Annotated in this window: 15 protein-coding genes and 3 pseudogenes; 8 read left to right on the forward strand and 10 right to left on the reverse strand. The window is 59.6% G+C overall.

Annotation, left to right across the window (positions count from 1 at the left end):
- Nucleotides 1–19: 19 nt before the first annotated feature.
- The 7 genes from N4G42_RS23855 to N4G42_RS23885 form a co-directional block, all read right to left on the reverse strand.
- Nucleotides 20–1078 (reverse strand): branched-chain amino acid ABC transporter permease, encoded by a 1059-nt coding sequence (locus N4G42_RS23855; protein ID WP_260668949.1) that lies wholly within the window; start codon nucleotides 1076–1078, stop codon nucleotides 20–22.
- Nucleotides 1075–1959: a branched-chain amino acid ABC transporter permease gene (locus tag N4G42_RS23860; RefSeq protein ID WP_056743883.1), complete on the reverse strand. Its 885-nt coding sequence runs from the start codon at nucleotides 1957–1959 to the stop codon at nucleotides 1075–1077. Before N4G42_RS23860 ends, N4G42_RS23855 begins: the two co-directional genes overlap by 4 nt.
- On the reverse strand, nucleotides 1956–3923 hold the full coding sequence (locus N4G42_RS23865; protein WP_066788817.1) for an AMP-dependent synthetase/ligase: 1968 nt from the start codon (nucleotides 3921–3923) through the stop codon (nucleotides 1956–1958). Before N4G42_RS23865 ends, N4G42_RS23860 begins: the two co-directional genes overlap by 4 nt.
- On the reverse strand, nucleotides 3920–4717 hold the full coding sequence (locus N4G42_RS23870; RefSeq protein WP_066788815.1) for an ABC transporter ATP-binding protein: 798 nt from the start codon (nucleotides 4715–4717) through the stop codon (nucleotides 3920–3922). Before N4G42_RS23870 ends, N4G42_RS23865 begins: the two co-directional genes overlap by 4 nt.
- A 112-nt stretch (nucleotides 4718–4829) precedes the next feature.
- Nucleotides 4830–5591, reverse strand: coding sequence for an SDR family NAD(P)-dependent oxidoreductase (locus N4G42_RS23875; RefSeq protein ID WP_056642823.1), 762 nt, complete (start codon nucleotides 5589–5591; stop codon nucleotides 4830–4832).
- Between the two features lie 33 nt (nucleotides 5592–5624).
- Nucleotides 5625–6863, reverse strand: a complete 1239-nt coding sequence (locus N4G42_RS23880) for a thiolase family protein (RefSeq protein WP_066788812.1) — start codon at nucleotides 6861–6863, stop codon at nucleotides 5625–5627.
- A gap of 129 nt (nucleotides 6864–6992) precedes the next feature.
- Nucleotides 6993–8018 (reverse strand): CaiB/BaiF CoA transferase family protein, encoded by a 1026-nt coding sequence (locus N4G42_RS23885; RefSeq protein WP_066788810.1) that lies wholly within the window; start codon nucleotides 8016–8018, stop codon nucleotides 6993–6995.
- Between the two features lie 203 nt (nucleotides 8019–8221).
- On the opposite strand from N4G42_RS23885, the gene N4G42_RS23890 reads away from it, so the two are divergent.
- The 3 genes from N4G42_RS23890 to N4G42_RS23900 all read left to right on the forward strand — a co-directional run bounded on the left by N4G42_RS23890 (nucleotide 8222) and on the right by N4G42_RS23900 (nucleotide 11368).
- Nucleotides 8222–8962, forward strand: coding sequence for an enoyl-CoA hydratase/isomerase family protein (locus tag N4G42_RS23890; protein WP_409557860.1), 741 nt, complete (start codon nucleotides 8222–8224; stop codon nucleotides 8960–8962).
- A 12-nt stretch (nucleotides 8963–8974) separates the two neighbouring features.
- Nucleotides 8975–10198: a phenylacetate--CoA ligase family protein gene (locus tag N4G42_RS23895; protein ID WP_066788308.1), complete on the forward strand. Its 1224-nt coding sequence runs from the start codon at nucleotides 8975–8977 to the stop codon at nucleotides 10196–10198.
- Nucleotides 10199–10267: 69 nt separating this feature from the next.
- A complete protein-coding gene (locus N4G42_RS23900) occupies nucleotides 10268–11368 on the forward strand; it encodes an MBL fold metallo-hydrolase (RefSeq protein ID WP_066788307.1) in 1101 nt (366 codons plus the stop codon).
- A gap of 311 nt (nucleotides 11369–11679) precedes the next feature.
- On the opposite strand, the gene N4G42_RS23905 is transcribed toward N4G42_RS23900, so the two are convergent.
- Together N4G42_RS23905 and N4G42_RS23910 are read right to left on the reverse strand one after the other, a co-directional pair.
- The gene (locus N4G42_RS23905) at nucleotides 11680–12978 is read right to left on the reverse strand and encodes a Y-family DNA polymerase (RefSeq protein ID WP_260668950.1); all 1299 of its coding nucleotides are present in this window, start codon (nucleotides 12976–12978) and stop codon (nucleotides 11680–11682) included.
- A gap of 20 nt (nucleotides 12979–12998) precedes the next feature.
- Nucleotides 12999–13445, reverse strand: a complete 447-nt coding sequence (locus tag N4G42_RS23910; RefSeq protein WP_057228325.1) for a LexA family protein — start codon at nucleotides 13443–13445, stop codon at nucleotides 12999–13001.
- A 36-nt stretch (nucleotides 13446–13481) separates the two neighbouring features.
- On the opposite strand from N4G42_RS23910, the gene N4G42_RS23915 reads away from it, so the two are divergent.
- The 5 genes and pseudogenes from N4G42_RS23915 to N4G42_RS23935 all read left to right on the forward strand — a co-directional run.
- Nucleotides 13482–14180, forward strand: coding sequence for an SOS response-associated peptidase (locus N4G42_RS23915; protein ID WP_066786906.1), 699 nt, complete (start codon nucleotides 13482–13484; stop codon nucleotides 14178–14180).
- 188 nt (nucleotides 14181–14368) lie between these two features.
- Nucleotides 14369–14818: an HNH endonuclease gene (locus N4G42_RS23920; RefSeq protein ID WP_082759142.1), complete on the forward strand. Its 450-nt coding sequence runs from the start codon at nucleotides 14369–14371 to the stop codon at nucleotides 14816–14818.
- Nucleotides 14819–15229: 411 nt separating this feature from the next.
- On the forward strand, nucleotides 15230–15910 hold the full coding sequence (locus N4G42_RS23925; protein WP_260669001.1) for a DNA/RNA non-specific endonuclease: 681 nt from the start codon (nucleotides 15230–15232) through the stop codon (nucleotides 15908–15910).
- A 43-nt stretch (nucleotides 15911–15953) separates the two neighbouring features.
- A pseudogene (locus N4G42_RS23930) lies at nucleotides 15954–16292 on the forward strand (HU family DNA-binding protein); the annotation flags it as partial.
- A 107-nt stretch (nucleotides 16293–16399) separates the two neighbouring features.
- Nucleotides 16400–16513: pseudogene (locus N4G42_RS23935) on the forward strand (IS5/IS1182 family transposase); the annotation flags it as partial.
- A gap of 253 nt (nucleotides 16514–16766) precedes the next feature.
- Here N4G42_RS23935 and N4G42_RS23940 read toward each other — a convergent pair.
- Nucleotides 16767–17573: pseudogene (locus tag N4G42_RS23940) on the reverse strand (MFS transporter); the annotation flags it as partial.
- Nucleotides 17574–17777: the final 204 nt, after the last annotated feature.

Raw genomic sequence — 17777 nt, forward strand, 5'->3', positions numbered from 1 at the left:
GCAGAAAACAGGATTGCGGTCAATATGGGTAGGGCCACATGCGATAAGACCGCTTGACGATGTTCCACCGGTGCATCAGACCGCGTGGCTCAAAGATCAGAAAGGCCGCGATGACTCCACCCAGGAAAATATTCATCACTGCGAAAACAACGTCTCCGCTCAGGAAGGAAAAGTTCTCGACCAGTGAAGGGCCCACGATGGTGATCGTCTCCTGGGCAGTACGGATAACAAAAACGCCGATCAGCGCGCCCGTCACCGACCCCATGCCACCCACAATGATCATCGCGATGAACCATATCGAGTGGATCAGGGTGAACTGGTCAATCGCCACGAACCTGACGTAGTAAGCCCAGAGCCCTCCACCGATGCCCGCGTAAAACGCACCCAGCAAGAAGGCAAGTACCTTGGTGCGCACGACATTGATGCCCATCATTCCTGAGGCCACGTCGTCATCACGCACTGCCGCAAAAATTCGACCATGGCGGCTGCGTGCGACGCCGTAGGCGCCCGCAATCATGATGAAGGCCACTACCAGACACAGGTAGTAAATGCGGGTATCGGTGTTGAAAACGAACCCAAGGAACTGTGCTGGTTCCAGAGTGATGCCGTTAGATCCCCCCAGCCATTTGGCAGGCAGGTTGAGCACAAAAAAGTGGAACAAGATCTGCGCAGCAATCGTGGTCAAGGCAAGGTAAAAACCCTTTATGCGCATTGCGGTTAATCCAAACACCAGCCCAAAAAGCGCCGCGCACAGCCCGCCGATGGGCAAAGCCAGCCAGAAAGGCAGGTGGCCTTTCGTCGCTAGGAGCGCTGTTGCATACGCACCAACCCCCATGAACGCAGCTTGGCCCAAATTGATCTGACCCGCTAGACCAGTATTGATCTGCAGCCCCATGACCACCACTGCAGTAATCAGCATAGAGGTCATGATCGCCACCCAGCGGACCTCGCTGATCAGGGGCAGCGCAAACAGCGCGATAACAAACAGGCCCAATGCCACCGCCTGGCTGCGCGTGCGAATTAGTGCTTGGTCTTTGGCGAAAGAAGTCGCGAATACACCTGCGGGATCCATGCTCATACCCTCTCAATGGTTTTCCACCCGAACATGCCGGTGGGACGAATTAACAACACCACCAGCATGATGATGAAAGGAAAGACGGAGCCCAGCGCTCCCCCCACCAGGGGATCGAGATAGGCCGAAGCCAAACCCTGAATCACACCCACCAAAACACCGGCGATCAGCAACCCTGCGAGGGACTCCAACCCAGCCAGCAAGGCCACCGGCAAAGCAGCCAGGCCGATGTCGGAGCTCATCATGTTGATGGAGCGGCCACTCAAATGCACTATCGCCCCCAGTGTGGAAAGCACGGATCCCAGCACCCACGCAAAGGCAATGGAACGCTGCACCGAGATGCCCATGGACATGGCCACCTGGTGGTCTTCCGCCACGGCCGTCATGGTCAAACCAGCCCTTGTCCGGTTGAAAAACCAGGAGAGACCAACGCCGATGAAGATGGTCATAATTCCACCGTAGAGCATCGAACGGGAGACGATGAGATCGCCAACGATGATCGGATCCAGAGGAAAGATGATCGGAAAAGCACGCACCTGTGGGCCAAAAAGCACCAACACAACGCCTCGGATCAGAATCAAGAGACCGATCGTCACCATGACCATCGAGAAGACAGACTCTCCAACCAGACGGGCAAAAAATATCCGCTCAATCATGAAACCAAAAATTGCAGCACTAACGAATGCCACGGGCAATCCGACCCACAGCGGTAGACCCATCTGAATAATCGTCCACCACACCATGTAGCCGCCAAAGACCACCAACTCACCTTGTGCAAAGTTGAACACCTTTGACGCGCGATAGATCACGACGAACCCCATGGCGATCAACGCATACAGAAGCCCTGACAGCGCACCGTTTATCAGGTAATTAATAAAATCGATCATTTCCGTCCTCTGCTTCGGGCTGCGCCCAGGTGGTCTGACCCTGCGGCGTCCGTGTCATGGATGGACACCAGAGCCTCGAAATTGCCGCGCCGACCGTCCTGGTAGGTCACAGGAATATCGATACGCACGGCGTGCGAGCCGTCATATAAACCGTTGATCAGCGTGGCGTATCGCACCTCCAGGAATTCGCGCCGCAGCTTTCTCGAACGTGTTAGCTCGCCCTCGTCCGGATCAAGCTCTTTCGGAAAATTGGCGAATCGCTTGACTCGCGCATGCGCCGGCAAAAACTGGTTCACGCGGGCAATTTCCTGGCCGATCAACTCGGCGATCTCTGGCCGCTGTGACAGATCGGTGAAGGTTGAGAATCCGATCCGCTTGTCTTCTGCCCACCGCGACAGAACAGACATGTCGATATTGATGAGAGCGGCCACGAAGTCCCTTGTCTCGTCTCCCACCGTCATGATGTCCTTGATGAAGGGACTGAACCGAAGGCGTGTCTCGACGAACTGCGGCGGGAAGGTTTCGCCGCTGCGCAAGCGCTTCAAGTCCGACAACCGCTCCAGGAACACGAGCTCGCCTAGCTCCGTTTTCGTTACGGCATCGCCCGTGTAGAACCAGCCATCTTTCACCTTAGACTCTACGGAGCTCTCTCTGCGGTAGTAGCCCAGAAACGGGCTTCCGCCACGGATCTGCAGTTCGCCGTCCGCACTCAAGCGCCATTCCAATGGTGGGCCCGCCTCTGGATGCGCCTTCATCCAGTGTCCTACGGTCTCCAGATCAAATCGGTCACCCTGGTGGCATGTCAGCAACCCGGTTTCGGTGGAGCCATAGATGTTGCGCAGCGGTATACCCATGGCATGGAACATGCGAAACACATCTGGTGCCATGGTGGCACCACCGCAGCTGGCACAGCGCAGCCGGGTCAGGCCGAGCAGATCTCGCAACGGGCGCAGAACCAGTGCATTGGCGATAGGAAACAGCAACCGGTCCAGCAGGCCAACGGGTTTTCCATCCAAGCGCCCCACATTGACGGTGTGACCGATCTTCATGCCCCACTCGTAGACACCTCGTCGAATGGGTCCTGCGTCGAGCATGTGCGCCTGCACAGAGGACGCCATGCTTTCCCACTGGCGCGGAGCAAATGTCATACCTTCCACTGCCAATTCCCGAATGTTGGACAACACCTGCTCCGGGCCCTCAGGGAAGTTCACTACCATGGGCAATCCCAATCCCATGGTGATGCCATATATTTGTTCAGTGGCCCAGGATGGCGCGATGTAACTCAGGTATTCCATACCCGGCCTCACATCCATGGAATCGATCAAGCGCTGCGCGTTGTCGATTAAGAAGCGATGCGTGAGGATGACGCCCTTAGGCTGCCCCGTCGTGCCGGAAGTGTAAGAAAGAACCGCTATGTCATCGGGGGCTCCCGCATCCACTAGCGCGTCGTACATCTTTCCGTTACGTTGATGGATTTCACGCCCTTGCCGCTGCATGCCATCGAAGGTATGCAGGATGGGGTCGTTATACGACCACATCCCCGTTTCGTCCCAATACACAATGTGGCGCATCTTCAAAGTCTTGTTCCGGACATCCAGGCCCTTGTCAACCTGTTCTTGGTCCTGCGCGAACAAGATGACTGCTTCGCTGTCGTCCAGAAGATAAGCCACCTCCTCCGAAGTGAGGTCCGGGTACATGGATACAACTTTGCATCCCAGTGCATGCGCGGCATACTCGGCCCAGTAATGCTGTGGCTCATTCTCACCAATGATGGCAATGGTCTCGCCCGCTTTGACGCCCGCTTGGTGCATGCCCAGCGCAATCTCTCGAACGTTGCGCTGCACATCCGCAAAGCTGTACTCCCGCCAAATTCCGCGCTGCTTATGGCGCTGGGAAAGACGGCTGGGATTGGCATGCGCATGCTTGCGCAGCAACTGGGGAAGAGTCGCGATTTCGAGTTTCATTGGACGCCCTCTCCAAGGTAGGCTTTAAGCACAGCGGGATTAGCCTGGATTTCCTTGGGCGTTCCATCGGCGATCTTGCGTCCAAAGTCCAGCACAGCGATGCGGTCAGCTAGGTCCATCACCACACCCATGTCGTGCTCCACCAAAACAATAGGAATGCGCTTTGCCTCGCGCACATCCAGAATGAAACGTGCCAGGTCTTCCTTCTCTTCCGTATTCATACCGGCCATAGGCTCATCCATCAGCAGAATCTTCGGGTCTTGGGCCAGTGCGCGCCCCAAGTCCACGCGCTTGCGAAGCCCATAACCGAGGCTGCCCACCGGCACATGCCGGATGGATTCAATTTCAAGAAACTCAATGATTTCTTCCACTACCTCCCGATGCAAAACTTCTTCGCGCTTTGCCGGGCCGAAATGGAAAAACGACTGCACGAGATTGGCCCGCATGTGCATGTGGCGCCCCACCATCAGGTTCTCGATAACGGTCATGCCCGAAAAAATGTGCGTACCTTGAAAAGTGCGCGCCAGGCCCTGTGCCGCCACGTCGTGAACCGCCATGTCGCGCACGTTGCGCCCGGCCAGGGATATCTCGCCTTTCTTGGGGCGGTAGAACCCGCTCAGGCAGTTCATCAGAGAAGACTTTCCCGCTCCGTTCGGCCCGATGATTGCCAGCAGCTCGTCCTTGCGCACATCAATCGAAACATCATTCAGCGCCACAACTCCACCGAACTGCAGCAGCAGATTCTGGGCTGTCAGCACCACGCCTTCCCGCTGGCTTTGAATGGCTGCATTCATTGGCACCTCCACTCTGAATTCTTGGCTTTGTCCATCGAATTTCCTTCATAAGACCTTTGCAGGGTCTACGCATCCATTTGCGGGAATGCTCGCAGCGATCAATGGACCACGACTAACAACGGACACCCGCATCCAGGCTGATCGTGGTGGCATTCAAATAGGCGTTTTCCACAACGTGCCGAACCAGTCCACCGAACTCTTGTGCCTGCCCCATGCGATGAGGAAAGAGGATGACGTTGTCAATAATGTTTTGCGACACCTTCGTTGGCATGCCTGCAGACATGGCGGTCTCAAACAGACCAGGCGCCACGGCCACCACTCGGATTCCGTGTTGCGCAAGATCCCGCGCCACCGGAAGCGTCATTCCAATGACCGCCGCTTTGCTGGCGCTATATGCGGCCTGGCCCACTTGACCCTGCCACGCAGCACCAGATGACGTGTTCACGATGACCCCCCGTTCACCGTCGACATTGGGCTCGTTCTGCGACATGGCCAACGACGCATAGCGCACCACGTTGAAGGTCCCGGTCAGGTTGATGGCGATCACCCGGTTCCAAAGATCCATCGGGAATAACTCGCCCTTTGAAAGCGTCTTGCAGGGACCCAGAATTCCCGCGCAATTTACCGCCACATGCAGCGCACCAAATTCCGCCACTGCCGCGTCTACGCCAGCCTTCACACTGGCCTCGTCCGAAACATCAACCTTCTGGATTCGCACGCGCTCGCCCATCGGCAGCACCTCGCTCGCAAGGCGCTCTTCGTCCAGATCAACCGCCATGACGCTCGCTCCGGCCGCAAGCAATGCCTTGCAAGTGGCGAGCCCCAGGCCTGAAGCAGCTCCTGTGACGAAGGCAATGGTATTTTTGACATCCATACTATTTCTCTTGTCTCTTATTGAGTGCAGCGCTCAGCGCGCCAAGATGGTGATACAGGCAACAGCTTCTTCAATGCCCTCAAGACCGCCACCGTTTTCTGCCAGCGCAATCCTTGCGTCAGTCACCTGCCGCAGTCCGGCTTCCCCGCGAAGCTGAGTTACCAACTCATGGACTTGGGCAATACCGGTGGCCCCAACAGGGTGCCCCTTAGACTCCAGGCCGCCGGACGGATTAACGGGAATGCGGCCACCAATCCGGGTATCACCCCGCTCGGCAATCACACCGCCCATGCCGAACTCACAGAAACCGAGGTTTTCTGTCTGAATGATTTCACCCATGGCCGTGGCATCGTGCACCTCGGCCACCGAGATATCTGCTGGGCCAACACCCGCCAGCTCATACGCCTTGCGCGAAGCCAAAGCCGTGCAGTGGTTGGTGTAGTCGTCCTCGCTCCGGTCAGAACCGCTTTGCACCACGGCCGCCAACACCTTGATGGCACGTTTTTCATCGATGTTGAGGCGTTTGAGCGCCGAGCGTGTGCACAGGACGGCCGCTGCTGCGCCGTCAGACACAGGAGAGCACATGGGCAGGGTCAAGGGATAGGTGATCGGCGGCGCAGCAAGCACTTCCTCGATGCTGTAGGCCATCTGGTACTGCGACAGCGGGTTGTGCATGGAATGCGCATGGTTCTTGGACGACACGGCAGCCAACTGGCGCTGCGTCGTCCCGAAGGTGCGCATGTGCGATCGTGCAAACGCGGCATACACGTCCATGAAAACGCTGTACGGCCTGGGTGAGGTACTCCCCTCAGGCACAGCCACGTCGCGTCCCATCTTCATCAGCTCCGCACGGATCTCTTCTGCACGCGAGAGATCCCAGGCACTGTCAAACACCGAGAACATCTTGAGCTTGTCGGTTGAGAACATCTTCTCTGCACCAACGGCCAAAGCGACATCGCCAGCACCCGACTTGAGGTGATTGCAGGCTAGAACGAACGCCGACGAGCCGCTTGCACAAGCGTTTTCGACGTTCACCACCGGAATGCGCCCGATGCCCATTGCCCGTAGCGCAATTTGCCCACGAATCATGTGCTGGCCATCCATATGCCCTTGGGAAGTGTTGCCAAAAAAGGCGGCTTCCAGGTCTTCCTCTTGCAAACCCGCATCCGCCAAAGCAGCTGCAGTGGCCTCACGCGTGAGCGCCTTAATGTCCTTGTCCAGATGCCGACCAAAGGGCGTCATACCGACACCGACCACATAGATATCTTCCATCTTTCTTCTCCTTGGCAGGTTTCATGCAATCCATGCAACCAAAAAATTACTCTATATAAAGTTGTTTTACTTTAAAGTAAAATTAAAAAAAATTTGCTAGGGAAATCCCTTGGCAATCACATTCGCTGCTCAGCGCAGCGGCAGGAATCGCATGCCCCGCATGGTCTCAATATCGCCCTGCGCAGTCACGCCGTACAGGCCACGGGCCACGTTGTGGGGATGAGAGGCGGCTTCGGCCATGTTGAGCACCGGCGCGAAGCAACTGTCAGTGCCCTCCATCAGTGCATTCCAGTGCACACTGGGTTGCGAAGCAAAGCGCTGCGCGATCCGCGCCTTGAGAGACGGCCACGAAGACTTGTCCATCTGCTGCGCGGGATCCACATCCGTCAGCTCCAACTGCTTCAACAGCAAGGCATAGAACGGGGGCTCGATCGCACCGACCGTGATGTATCGGCCGTCGCTGCACAAGTAACGGTCGTAGAAGGGCGAGTCATGGAAGACACTGGGTTCACTGCCGTCCACGCCACCGCCTTGGCGAATCAGCTGCACAAGCGGCGACAGCATGGCCAACACATCCACGATGGCGCCGTCGACTACGCAACCCTGCCCAGTATTCCGGGCGCCAAGCAACGCCGACACCATTCCAAACCCGAGCCCAAGCGCACCGGCAGCATCCCCGACCACCGTAGGCGGAAGCATGGGGGGGTGTCCCGGCTGCTCGGTGAGCGACATCAGCCCCGTAAGAGCGACATAGTTCATGTCGTGCCCGGCTGCCTGGGCCAGCGGCCCATCCTGCCCCCAGCCTGTCATGCGTCCATACACAAGCCGCGGGTTGCGTTCACCGCATACATCGGGGCCCAGACCCAAGCGCTCCATCACACCCGGGCGGTTGCCTTCAATCACTCCGTCGCTTTGCGCGACCAACTCCAGCGCCTGCGCCTTGTCCTCCGCCCGCTTGAGATTTAACGTGACGCGCCGTTTACCACGAGACAAGAGCGCCCCGTCTTTCGGCGTTAGCTCGTCAGGCAGTGAGCCCGCACCGGGCCGCCCAACCACGGTCACGTCCGCACCCATTTGCATCAGCATGAACCCCGCCAAGGGCCCTGGGCCAATTCCCTCGAACTCAACGATCTTGATTCCAAGAAGCGGAGGCATTGGCGATCGCGTCTGAGTTTTCATCAAAAAATTCCACAAATTTAATTTTTTACTCTAAATTAAAATAATTGACTTGATAGTAATGGAAAACCCCATACCCACGAAAACCGAGGCAAAAGCAGAATCGACCCATGAACACACAAGTCACCAATGAAAGACAGATGTCGACGCCGGTTGTTATTTCAGAGGTCCGAAAAGGCAGCATGTGGATCCGCCTGAACCGGCCTGAGGCAATGAACTCACTGACCCCAGAGGTACTTCGAGGGATAGACCAGGCACTCAACGAAGCACAGAACCGGGCGGACGTGAGGTCCGTCGTCTTGACGGGCACTGGCCGGGCCTTCTGCGCAGGCGCCGACCTAAAGTACGTCAAGACACAAACGGGCGAAACTGGCACCATCGGCTTTCTGGACAGCGTTCTGGTCACCATGAACCGCATCGATCGCTTTCCAAAACCCGTGATCGCAGCCCTGAACGGCATCACCCTGGCGGGCGGACTAGAACTGGTGCTCTGCTGTGACCTCGTGCTGGCGGCACGCAGTGCCAAGATTGGCGACGCGCACGCCAACTACGGTCTACTCCCAGGCGGTGGAGGCTCGGTGCGCCTGCCACGAGTTATTGGCCCCACGCGCGCCAAGTACCTTCTATTCACGGGTGACTTCGTGGACGCAGCAGAACTGGTGGAGGCGGGCCTCGTCAACCAGGTGGTGGACGACGACCAACTCGAAAGCGCGACGCAGGCTGTGGCTGACAAGATCGCCAGCAAGAGCCCTCTGGGCCTGCGCCGCATGAAAGCGCTGATCGACGATGGCTTGCAACAGCCCCTGGACACTGCCTTACGGCTGGAGTTGCTGGCATCCGAAGTGCATGCACATAGCGCCGATCTCCACGAAGGCCTGGCCGCCTTCAACGAGAAGCGCGCCCCGCGCTTCACGGGCCACTGAGCCGGCAACGCCATGCGTACGTCCCCGACCACCAACCGATTCGAAGCGCTGCGCGCTTCGCAGCAATTCGCCTACGACCGCGCCCCCTCCATCCGCGCGGTCTATGAGCTTGCGACAATGACACCGCAAGATCTCCAAGGCCCGGCCGACCTCGCGCGACTCGCCGTCACAAGCAAGGATGCACTGCTTGAGAAGCAGCGCCAGTCACCGCCATTCGGTGGGTTTCTGGCGGCCGACGACGCATCCATCCGTCGGGTCTTTGTCTCACCGGGCCCCGTCTACGAACCCCAGTTGTTCGACGACGACACTGGCCACGGTTTTTCGCATGCATTCCGTCAGGCAGGCATCGGCCCGGGTGACCGCGTTCTCAACACATGGTCCTACCATCTTGTGCCAGCCGGCCTTTTGCTGGATGCGGGCATTGCCGCTACCGGAGCAACGCTCATCCCCTGCGGACCCGGCGGCGCCGAACAACAGGCGCAGCTCATCATGGAACTGGGCATCACCTGCATTTGCGCCTCCACATCCTTCTTCGTGACCTTGGTCGAAACGCTTGAGCGCATGGGCTACGACCTGCCTTCTCAATGGAAGGTCCGCTCCGCAATGCTGGGGGGCGAACTGGGTGACTGGATGGGCAAGCGCCGCAGGCTGGAGGAGAAGTACGCCATCCGCACGTTCTCAGCCTACGCCACCGGCGACTTCGGGCTGATTGCCTACGAGGAACCAGGACAAGTGGGCTACACGGTTCAGCCTGACCGGCTTGTCCAGATCTGCGACCCCCGCACCGGCGCTCCCCTTCCCCTGGGCGAACCAGGTCAAATAGTGGTCACCACGCTGGACAGCGGCTGGCCCCTGGTCCGCTTTGGCACAGGCGATGTGGCGCAAGCGCTGACCCATTCACCGGATGGTCTCGTCGAACGCATCAGCATGTTGCAAGGCCGAGTGGGCCAAGGTGTCAAAGTGCGCGAAATTTTCATCTATCCACGCAACGTGGAAGAACTGCTCATCCGGCTCCCTGCTATCGAACGTGCCCAGGTCATCGTTGGAAAACAACAGCATCGGGAAACCGCGACCTTGCGCGCAGTACTGACGCCAGGGGCCTCTCAGGACGCCACACAAAGTGACTTGATGGAAGTATTCAGGCAACTGACCCGCCTGAAGCTCGACTCAGTCGAGTGGCTAGTCCAGGAAGATATGCCCACTGACGCCCCCTTGTTGGTTGACAACAAGCATTGAAATCCTAAAAAGCGTTTGGTCTGATGCACCAGGTGGCTACACCGTCGCTCACCCCATGAAACGATAGTAATGATTGATCCCGCAGCCAATGCACTGACCTACCCATTCGAGCCACCAACACCACGCCACTGGGTCGAGGTCGCCCCTGGTGTGCGCTGGATCCGGCTGTCCATGCCATTCCGGCTCGACCACATCAATGTATGGGCCATAGACACCCATGATGGCTGGGTACTGGTAGATACCGGCCTGAACACCCCCGACACCGTTGCCGACTGGCTGGCCCTCATGGCGCAGGGGCCGCTGGCACGGCCGCTCCAAGGCGTGTACGCCACACACATGCACCCCGACCACATCGGCCTAGCTGGTTGGTTCACGCGTCGCGTTGGTGTGCCGCTGCACATGAGCCGCCTGGAATACCTGACCTGCCGCGTGATGCATGCCGACACTAACCGCGAGGCCCCGCCCGACGGCGTGCTCTTCAATAGGCGCGCCGGCTGGTCGGAGGCAGCCATTGAAAGCTACCGCAGCCGATTCGGCAGCTTTGGCAAACATATCCACGCTCTGCCCGAGAGCTACCGACGCTTGCAGGACGGCGATCACGTCCAGTTGGGTAAGCATGACTGGCGGATCATCACCACCGGCGGCCACTCACCAGAACATGCTTCTCTGTACTGCCCCGATTTGAAGCTACTGATCGCCGGCGATCAGGTACTGCCGAAGATTTCGTCGAATGTGTCGGTGTTCGCCAGCGAGCCACAGGCCAATCCGCTGAAGGAGTGGTATGGGGCGCTCGACAAGCTGATGAGGGATGTTCCCAACGATGTGTTGGTCCTCCCCTCTCACAACGAGCCCTTTTATGGACTGCATGAACGCCTTGAATCGCTCAGGTTGGGTCAAAATAGTGCTCTGGAGCGGCTGCGTCAGTCACTGTCTACCGGACCTCAACGGATCGTCGATGCGTTCGCTGCCCTCTTTAAGCGCGCCATCGGAGAGCAGGATCCGCAGCAACTGAGCCTGGCAACAGGTGAGGCCGTTGCTTGCATGAACTTTCTCATTGCACAGGGCACCGTAGAGTTCATGATGGACGAAAACGGGGTCGCGTGGCACTCAAAAAAGCTTGAAGGCGCTGTCGCCGAGGTCAAACGTTCTCCACGTGCCAACTTTGACTGACCCCGTCTCGATGGGGCGATAGCTATGGCGTCTGCTCTGAAGTCACCCTGCAATCCGCATGAATGCTGAGGCTTCTTGTGTATGCTCATCTCACGCTCACTGGGCGTACATCATGCTTAGCATGCATCGGCGTTCATCGCAGTCGCCAGGAGGCTGCTCGTAAACGGCCGCTATGAACCGCCCCGGGATTTAGGAACTCGTTTGGAGTCCGTTCAATGACTGCTTCGTGGCGAGTAGCGTGAGTCCGGCCACCGGTTGCCACCGTCCGCAACCGCTGCAGAGCCGACTCGAGCGCGGGAGCTCCCTCACGCTTAGGCCCGTGCCACAGGCACATCCTCCCACCGCGTCGTGTACTGCGGCGTGCGCCTCTCCTGCTTCATCCCCCAGCCCTTGCCCTTGTTGGTGCCGCCCGTGGCACCTGAGTGCACGGTGCCTTTGCCATAGCGCTGGTTGAGCGCATCCAGCGCCGCCATCAGCTGGGTTCGGTCCCGGTGGTCTTCATCCTCCAGATCCAGCTCGCCCTGCAGCACATTGCCCGGCACCAGGTCCAGCAGCATCACCCCGGCCTTGGCCATCTTGTAGCCAGGCTCGTACATGCGGCGCATGCCAGCAACAGCCGCCCACACCAGCTTGCCGGTGTCCGCCGTAGGCCGGCGCAGGGGCACCACCACAGACTTGTTAAAGCGCGGGCCTGGGCGGAAGGGGGATGTGTGGCTGAACACCAGCAGCTGGCTGGCCAAGCTGCCCTGCTTGCGCAGCTTCTCCGCCGCGCGGCTGGCGAACTCGCTCACGGCCTCCACCAGCGGCGGCAGCTCGGTCACCGCCTGGCCGAATGACCGGGTGCAGGCGATTTCCCTCTTGGGCTCGGGCGCATCATCCAGCTCTATGCACTGCATGCCCTGCAACTCCCGCACGGTGCGCTCCAGCACCACGCCCCAGCGCCTGCGCACCATAGCCGGGTCCAGCCGAGCCAGGTCCAGCACCGTCTGCACCCCGCACTGATGCAGCTGCGCGCCGATCTTGCGGCCCACGCCCCAGACTTCTTCCACCAGCGTGCTGGCCAACACATCGTCCAAGTCCTGGGCGGGAAGGGCGGTCAGGTTGCACACCTGGGCCAGCTCTGCGGGATAGCTCCCCGGTTTGCGCTCGGCCGTCTTGGCGATGTGGTTGGCCAGCTTTGCCAGCGTCTTGGTGTGACCGATTCCGATCCCGCAAGGTATGCCAGCCCATTGGTGGATGCGCGCACGGATGGCGTGGCTGCGGGTGGTCAGGTCGCCGCGCATGCCCTGCAGGCCGATGAACGACTCATCGATGCTGTAGATCTCCTGTGAGGGGCCCAGACCCGCCGCGAGGCTCATCATCCGATTGCTCATGTCGCCGTACAGCGTGAAGTTGGCACTCAAGGCCACCAGGCCGTGGGTCTCTTCCATATGCCGTATCTGGAACCACGGCGCCCCCATCTTGATTCCCAGGGCTTTGGCCTCATTGCTGCGGGCGATGGCGCAGCCGTCGTTGTTGCTCAGCACCACCACCGGGCGGCCGTTCAGGCTGGGGCGGAACACCCGCTCGCAGCTCACGTAAAAATTGTTGCCATCCACCAGCGCATACATGCTGGCCTCCGTCCATCAGATCAGGTGAGAAACAGCTTCACGCAACCACTCACCACGCCCCACACCTCAATGGTCTGGCTGTCGCGGGGGATGATGTCGGGATAGGTTGGGTTGGCCGCGCGCAGCTTGATCCGGCCGGCACGCTGGTGCAGATACTTCACGGTGCATTCGCCGTCCACAATGGCCACGACGATGCTGTTGTGCTTGGGCTTGATCGCCCGGTCCACTGCGATGATGCTGCCGTCCTCAATGCCCGCGTCCCTCATCGAGTCGCCACGCACGCGCCAGAAGTAGGTGGCCTGGGGATGCTTCACCAGCAGCTGCATGATGTCCAGCCGCTCCACCACGAAATCGTCAGCTGGCGATGGAAACCCCGCGCGCACGCTCACCCCGCACAAGGGCAAGGCCAGCGACTGCGCCGCCGTGTCGTACGGCACGGGTAGCGGGGAGTTCCAAAGACTGTACATATTTACAGTATAGCTCCCTGCTGCCAGAATGTTGCCATGTGTACCTACTACGAGGTCCCGGGCCGCGAGCAGCTGGTGCTGCACTTTGGCGACGTACCCGAAGAGGAATGGCGCGACAAGATGAGTCCGCTGTACCGAGGGCCGTTCCTGCGGGCAAAGGGGGCGGTAGGGCGCGAGCTGGTGGTGGGCCAGTGGGGCATGATCCCGCCGCACTCCAAAACACACATCCCCACCGGCAAGGACGGCAAGCGCCTGAGCACCGTCAACGCTCGGCGCGAAGGGATGGCCAAGTCATGGACCTACGGCGGTCCTTGGCGCAAGGGGCAGCGCTGCATCATCCCCGCCCAGTTGTATGTCGAACCCTACTGGGGGACCAAGAAGCACATCCCCTGGCAGTTCGAGCGGGCCGATGGCGAGCCCTGGGGCCTGGCGGGCCTGTGGAGCGAGTGGACCGACCCGGCCACGGGTGAGGTGCTGCCCAGCTACACCATGATCACGCAGAACTGCGACGACGTGCCGGTTCTCAACCTGATGCACCGGCCTGACCCCAAGCGCGCGCCCGACAAGCAGGACAAGCGCACGGTGGTGCCGCTGGAAAAGGGGGATTGGGATACCTGGCTGCACGGCACCATCGAGCAGGCAGAGGCGCTGATCAAAGTGCCGCCGCTGGAGCTGTTTGTGCATCGGGCGAAGGACCCGGCACAGCAAGTCGAGTTACCTGTTGAGTCAGCATGACGCATGCGTGCAACAGCCGGTACTTGCGCCGACTGGACGCAGCAATATAAATTATTGGGTGTCCGGGCTAACGCGAACCCGGCCGCGTCCGGGTTACCTGGCGCATAGCCGAGTGGTGCGATGCCCCGGCGCCCGACCTGTCCGGCTATCGGCAACGGGAGTAGCTTCAACACTACCCCTGGTGCCAGATGAACAAGATAGCCAAACTCCGTATCCAGTCCGCGCTCATCCAACAATGCCGTTGTTTCTACTGCGGTTTGGCAATGATCGAACCTGCGTTGCCTGAGTTCACGCCCAAAGAACTCAAGCCTAAATTCCAAAAGTACCTTCGTTGCACGGCTGAGCATCTAACTGCTCGCCAGGATCAAGGGCGCGATTCCGCACAAAACATCGTTGCTGCATGTTGGTGGTGCAACACTCGGCGACACAAAGGGCGTGAGGAGAATGCGCCAAATCCACAGAAATATCGGCAACGGGTGCAAAGCTTGATGAAAAAGGGCCGTTGGCACCCAGTTAGCGCGATAGCTGCCGCTTTCCGAGCCAACGCCTACGGAGTGGGCGAGCCTTCAAAACCAAGGGCAAGCGTGACTTCAGCAAAACTGACGAACCTGCAGGCGTTCCCGCAAGGCGGCTTGTGAATGCCTGCGTATCTGGCAGACCAACTGTTTGAGTTGGATTAAAGCAGTTGCGGGACTTCCATGGCGGTGGCACTTCGCGCGGTGCGGGTGCTGCTGCCATGGGAAGTATTAATTGAATCGCAGGGGCGGGCAGGCAGATCGGGCTCCCTTTGGGGGCCCTCTCTGTTAGTGGACTCCATCTCTGCAAGCAGCTGTAAAACCCTGCGGGATCCGAGCATTCGGGCCAGAAGCGAGAGGTGAACGGTGCTCCAATCGGGCTCCGTCAAATTCGACTCGAATGCCTCTTCTGTGAATCGCTTCCTCTCTTGGCCAGGCCGTGTGCGCCTGGCAGCTGTGCTGGCCCTGTCTCTCGTCAGCGTTGCTCTCCCGAATCTTTCCTGGGCGCGGTCTCCGCAGTTCGACAGCACAGCCCTGCTCACACCCGAGCCCAGCTCCTTTGCGCAGTGTCCGCAGTTCTTTGCGAACGGCGCGCCACCCGCCATCACGCCCCGGCCGCAGCTGCGCGAGCTTTGCTATGAAGCCTTTGCGGTCCTGCACTCTGGCGCCACAAAGACACCGGTGTTTGTGGCCCAGCGGTTGAACCGCAGGCTCATCGAGGATGCCGATGAGAAGCGGGCCAAGCGGTTCTTTGCAGATGCGCGACTCCCGAGTGGCGAGCGGGCGGAGCTGGAGGATTACAAAAACTCAGGCTATAGCCGTGGGCACATGGCCCCTGCAGGAGATATGCCAACGCCAACGGCCATGGCGCAAAGCTTCAGCTTGGCGAACATGGTTCCCCAAAACGCTCAGCACAACGGGGGCGCCTGGAACAAGATCGAGCAGGACACGCGGCACTATGTGAAGCGGGCCAAGGGAGATGTGTTTGTGATCACGGGGCCGGTGTTCACGGATGCGGGGCCACGTATTGGGGCCAATGGGGTGAAGGTGCCGACCTATCTGTACAAGCTGGTCTATGACGCCACGACCAACAAGGCCTGGGCGCATTGGCAGGAGAATCGCGAGGGCGAGACGGTGGGGCGGCCGATCAGCTACCAGGAGCTGGTGAAGAGAACCGGAGTGGAGTTTTTGCCAAGAAGTGCACTGCAGCATTGAGTGGTAGCAAGAGCCGTGTCAGGGGCGGCGGTATAAATCGGTCCTTTCCAACCTCTACACGCGAGCATCCATGAACCGCGCAGAACTCGTTGAAATCCTGGCTTCCAAGAATGATCTGTCCAAGGCCGCAGCCAATGCGGTGCTGGAAACGCTGATCGACACCATCCAGACCGCCGTCAAGAAGGGCGACGCCGTTCAGCTGGTGGGCTTTGGCACCTTCAAGTCCGCCAAGCGTGCAGCACGCACGGGCAAGAACCCATCGACTGGTGCTGCGCTCAAGATCCCTGCGAGCACGGTGCCGAAGTTTGTGGCGGGTGCGAAGTTCAAGGCGGTGGTGGACCCCAAGGCTGCCAAGCGCAAGGCGGACAAGGCTGGGAAGTAAGTACAGCGTTCTCGGTCGCTACCAAAACAAACCGCCACAGGCTCTTGCCGCTGGCGGTTTTGTTTTTGGGGGGCGCAGAAGGATTGCGACACCGGCTGTGCACCAGATACACCAAGGTGCGCTACCGGGGGCTGAAGAAGAACACGCTGCAGCTCAAGACGCTGTTTGCGCTGTCCAATCTGTGGATGGTGCGCCACCAATTGCTGGGGGCGCAGGGATGAGTGCGCCTGAAAACAGGCAAGGGGCCGCGAAAGCGGTGCAAGCGCCCCGAAATGGGGCCGCAAAACAAGGCTCAAGTGCTGCCAAAACGGCATCCATCGCCTCATCTGAAAACATCGGACTTGTAGCACTCACGAATCCGAGTTATTCAGGACATCCTTAGAGCAACGCGATCCATTCGACGTTGAGAACACCAGAGTACCCCATGGTTGAAGTATTTGAGCAATTCTTCTTGGGAAAAATTTCAAAAATACCGTTGACACATTCCATAACGCCGTGCGGCATCGCCATGGCCACGCAGCAGGCCACACCCGCCACACACAGCAGCAACTGACCATGCAGCGGACACAGGCCAAACGGGCGGCTGCGGTCGAGCGGCAACGGCAAAGGCGCGGCACCCGACGCGGCCGGTGCCACCGCTGCCGGTGCTGCATCCATCTGCACCATGGGCGCGCGCTGGCGCATGCGCAGTGCCAGCAGCAGCATGCCCACCCCACACACCAGGCCCAGCAGCACATAGGTGTGGCGCCAGCCGATCAGCTCAATGCCGTGCTGCACGATGGGCGGCCACAGCGCGCCCGCAATGTAGTTGCCGCTGGCACAAATCGCCACCGCAATGCCGCGCCGTTTGTTCCACCACAGCGCGGTGTCGGCCATCAGCGGCGCAAACGTGGCCGATGCACCAATCAGCCCCATCAACCCATGGGCCAGCCCAAACCCCCAGATGCTGCCCGACAGCCCCGCCCACACAAACCCGCCACACACGGCCACCGCGCCCACGCACAGCACCGGCATCAGCCCATGCCGGTCGGCCATGCGGCCCGTCCAGATTCCGCCCAGCCCCAGGCACACCATCATCAGCGTGTAGGGCAGCGACGCATCGGCACGGCCCACGCCAAACTCGGCCTGCACGGCGGGCAGCACCACCGACACCACATACATGCTGCTGTTGCCCAGCACCACCAGGCCCAGCGTGGTCAGCAGGCGCCACGCGGCTTGAGGGGAGTCGATGAGGGATGCCGGGGCGGCGGTGGAGGTGGAAGAAGCGGGGGGTTGGGGCATGCGGGGCAATTTACCCCATGGGGCTGCAAGAGCGGGCAGGGGTAGCGCCCGAGTCGGTGGGTTGTAGCGCTGCACGACGCGGGTCGATATGGTTTTGATAGCTGATAGCGCTTTTTTTATAGGCGCTAGAGGCCAATTCAGTTTGATATTTCTGTTACGGAACTTGCAGCACATCGGTGGCCCAGCGCACCGGTTGAATCCAAC

Source organism: Acidovorax sp. K2F, from assembly GCF_025246485.1.
Lineage (GTDB): Bacteria > Pseudomonadota > Gammaproteobacteria > Burkholderiales > Burkholderiaceae_C > Acidovorax > Acidovorax delafieldii.

Excerpts from the sequence above, each read along its gene's own strand:
- N4G42_RS23855 (WP_260668949.1), bottom strand. The coding sequence starts at position 1,078 with ATGAGCATGGATCCCGCAGGTGTATTCGCGACTTCTTTCGCCAAAGAC.
- N4G42_RS23860 (WP_056743883.1), bottom strand. The coding sequence starts at position 1,959 with ATGATCGATTTTATTAATTACCTGATAAACGGTGCGCTGTCAGGGCTT.
- N4G42_RS23865 (WP_066788817.1), bottom strand. The coding sequence starts at position 3,923 with ATGAAACTCGAAATCGCGACTCTTCCCCAGTTGCTGCGCAAGCATGCG.
- N4G42_RS23870 (WP_066788815.1), bottom strand. The coding sequence starts at position 4,717 with ATGAATGCAGCCATTCAAAGCCAGCGGGAAGGCGTGGTGCTGACAGCC.
- N4G42_RS23875 (WP_056642823.1), bottom strand. The coding sequence starts at position 5,591 with ATGGATGTCAAAAATACCATTGCCTTCGTCACAGGAGCTGCTTCAGGC.
- N4G42_RS23880 (WP_066788812.1), bottom strand. The coding sequence starts at position 6,863 with ATGGAAGATATCTATGTGGTCGGTGTCGGTATGACGCCCTTTGGTCGG.
- N4G42_RS23885 (WP_066788810.1), bottom strand. The coding sequence starts at position 8,018 with ATGCCTCCGCTTCTTGGAATCAAGATCGTTGAGTTCGAGGGAATTGGC.
- N4G42_RS23890 (WP_409557860.1), top strand. The coding sequence starts at position 8,222 with ATGTGGATCCGCCTGAACCGGCCTGAGGCAATGAACTCACTGACCCCA.
- N4G42_RS23895 (WP_066788308.1), top strand. The coding sequence starts at position 8,975 with ATGCGTACGTCCCCGACCACCAACCGATTCGAAGCGCTGCGCGCTTCG.
- N4G42_RS23900 (WP_066788307.1), top strand. The coding sequence starts at position 10,268 with ATGATTGATCCCGCAGCCAATGCACTGACCTACCCATTCGAGCCACCA.
- N4G42_RS23905 (WP_260668950.1), bottom strand. The coding sequence starts at position 12,978 with ATGTATGCGCTGGTGGATGGCAACAATTTTTACGTGAGCTGCGAGCGG.
- N4G42_RS23910 (WP_057228325.1), bottom strand. The coding sequence starts at position 13,445 with ATGTACAGTCTTTGGAACTCCCCGCTACCCGTGCCGTACGACACGGCG.
- N4G42_RS23915 (WP_066786906.1), top strand. The coding sequence starts at position 13,482 with ATGTGTACCTACTACGAGGTCCCGGGCCGCGAGCAGCTGGTGCTGCAC.
- N4G42_RS23920 (WP_082759142.1), top strand. The coding sequence starts at position 14,369 with ATGAACAAGATAGCCAAACTCCGTATCCAGTCCGCGCTCATCCAACAA.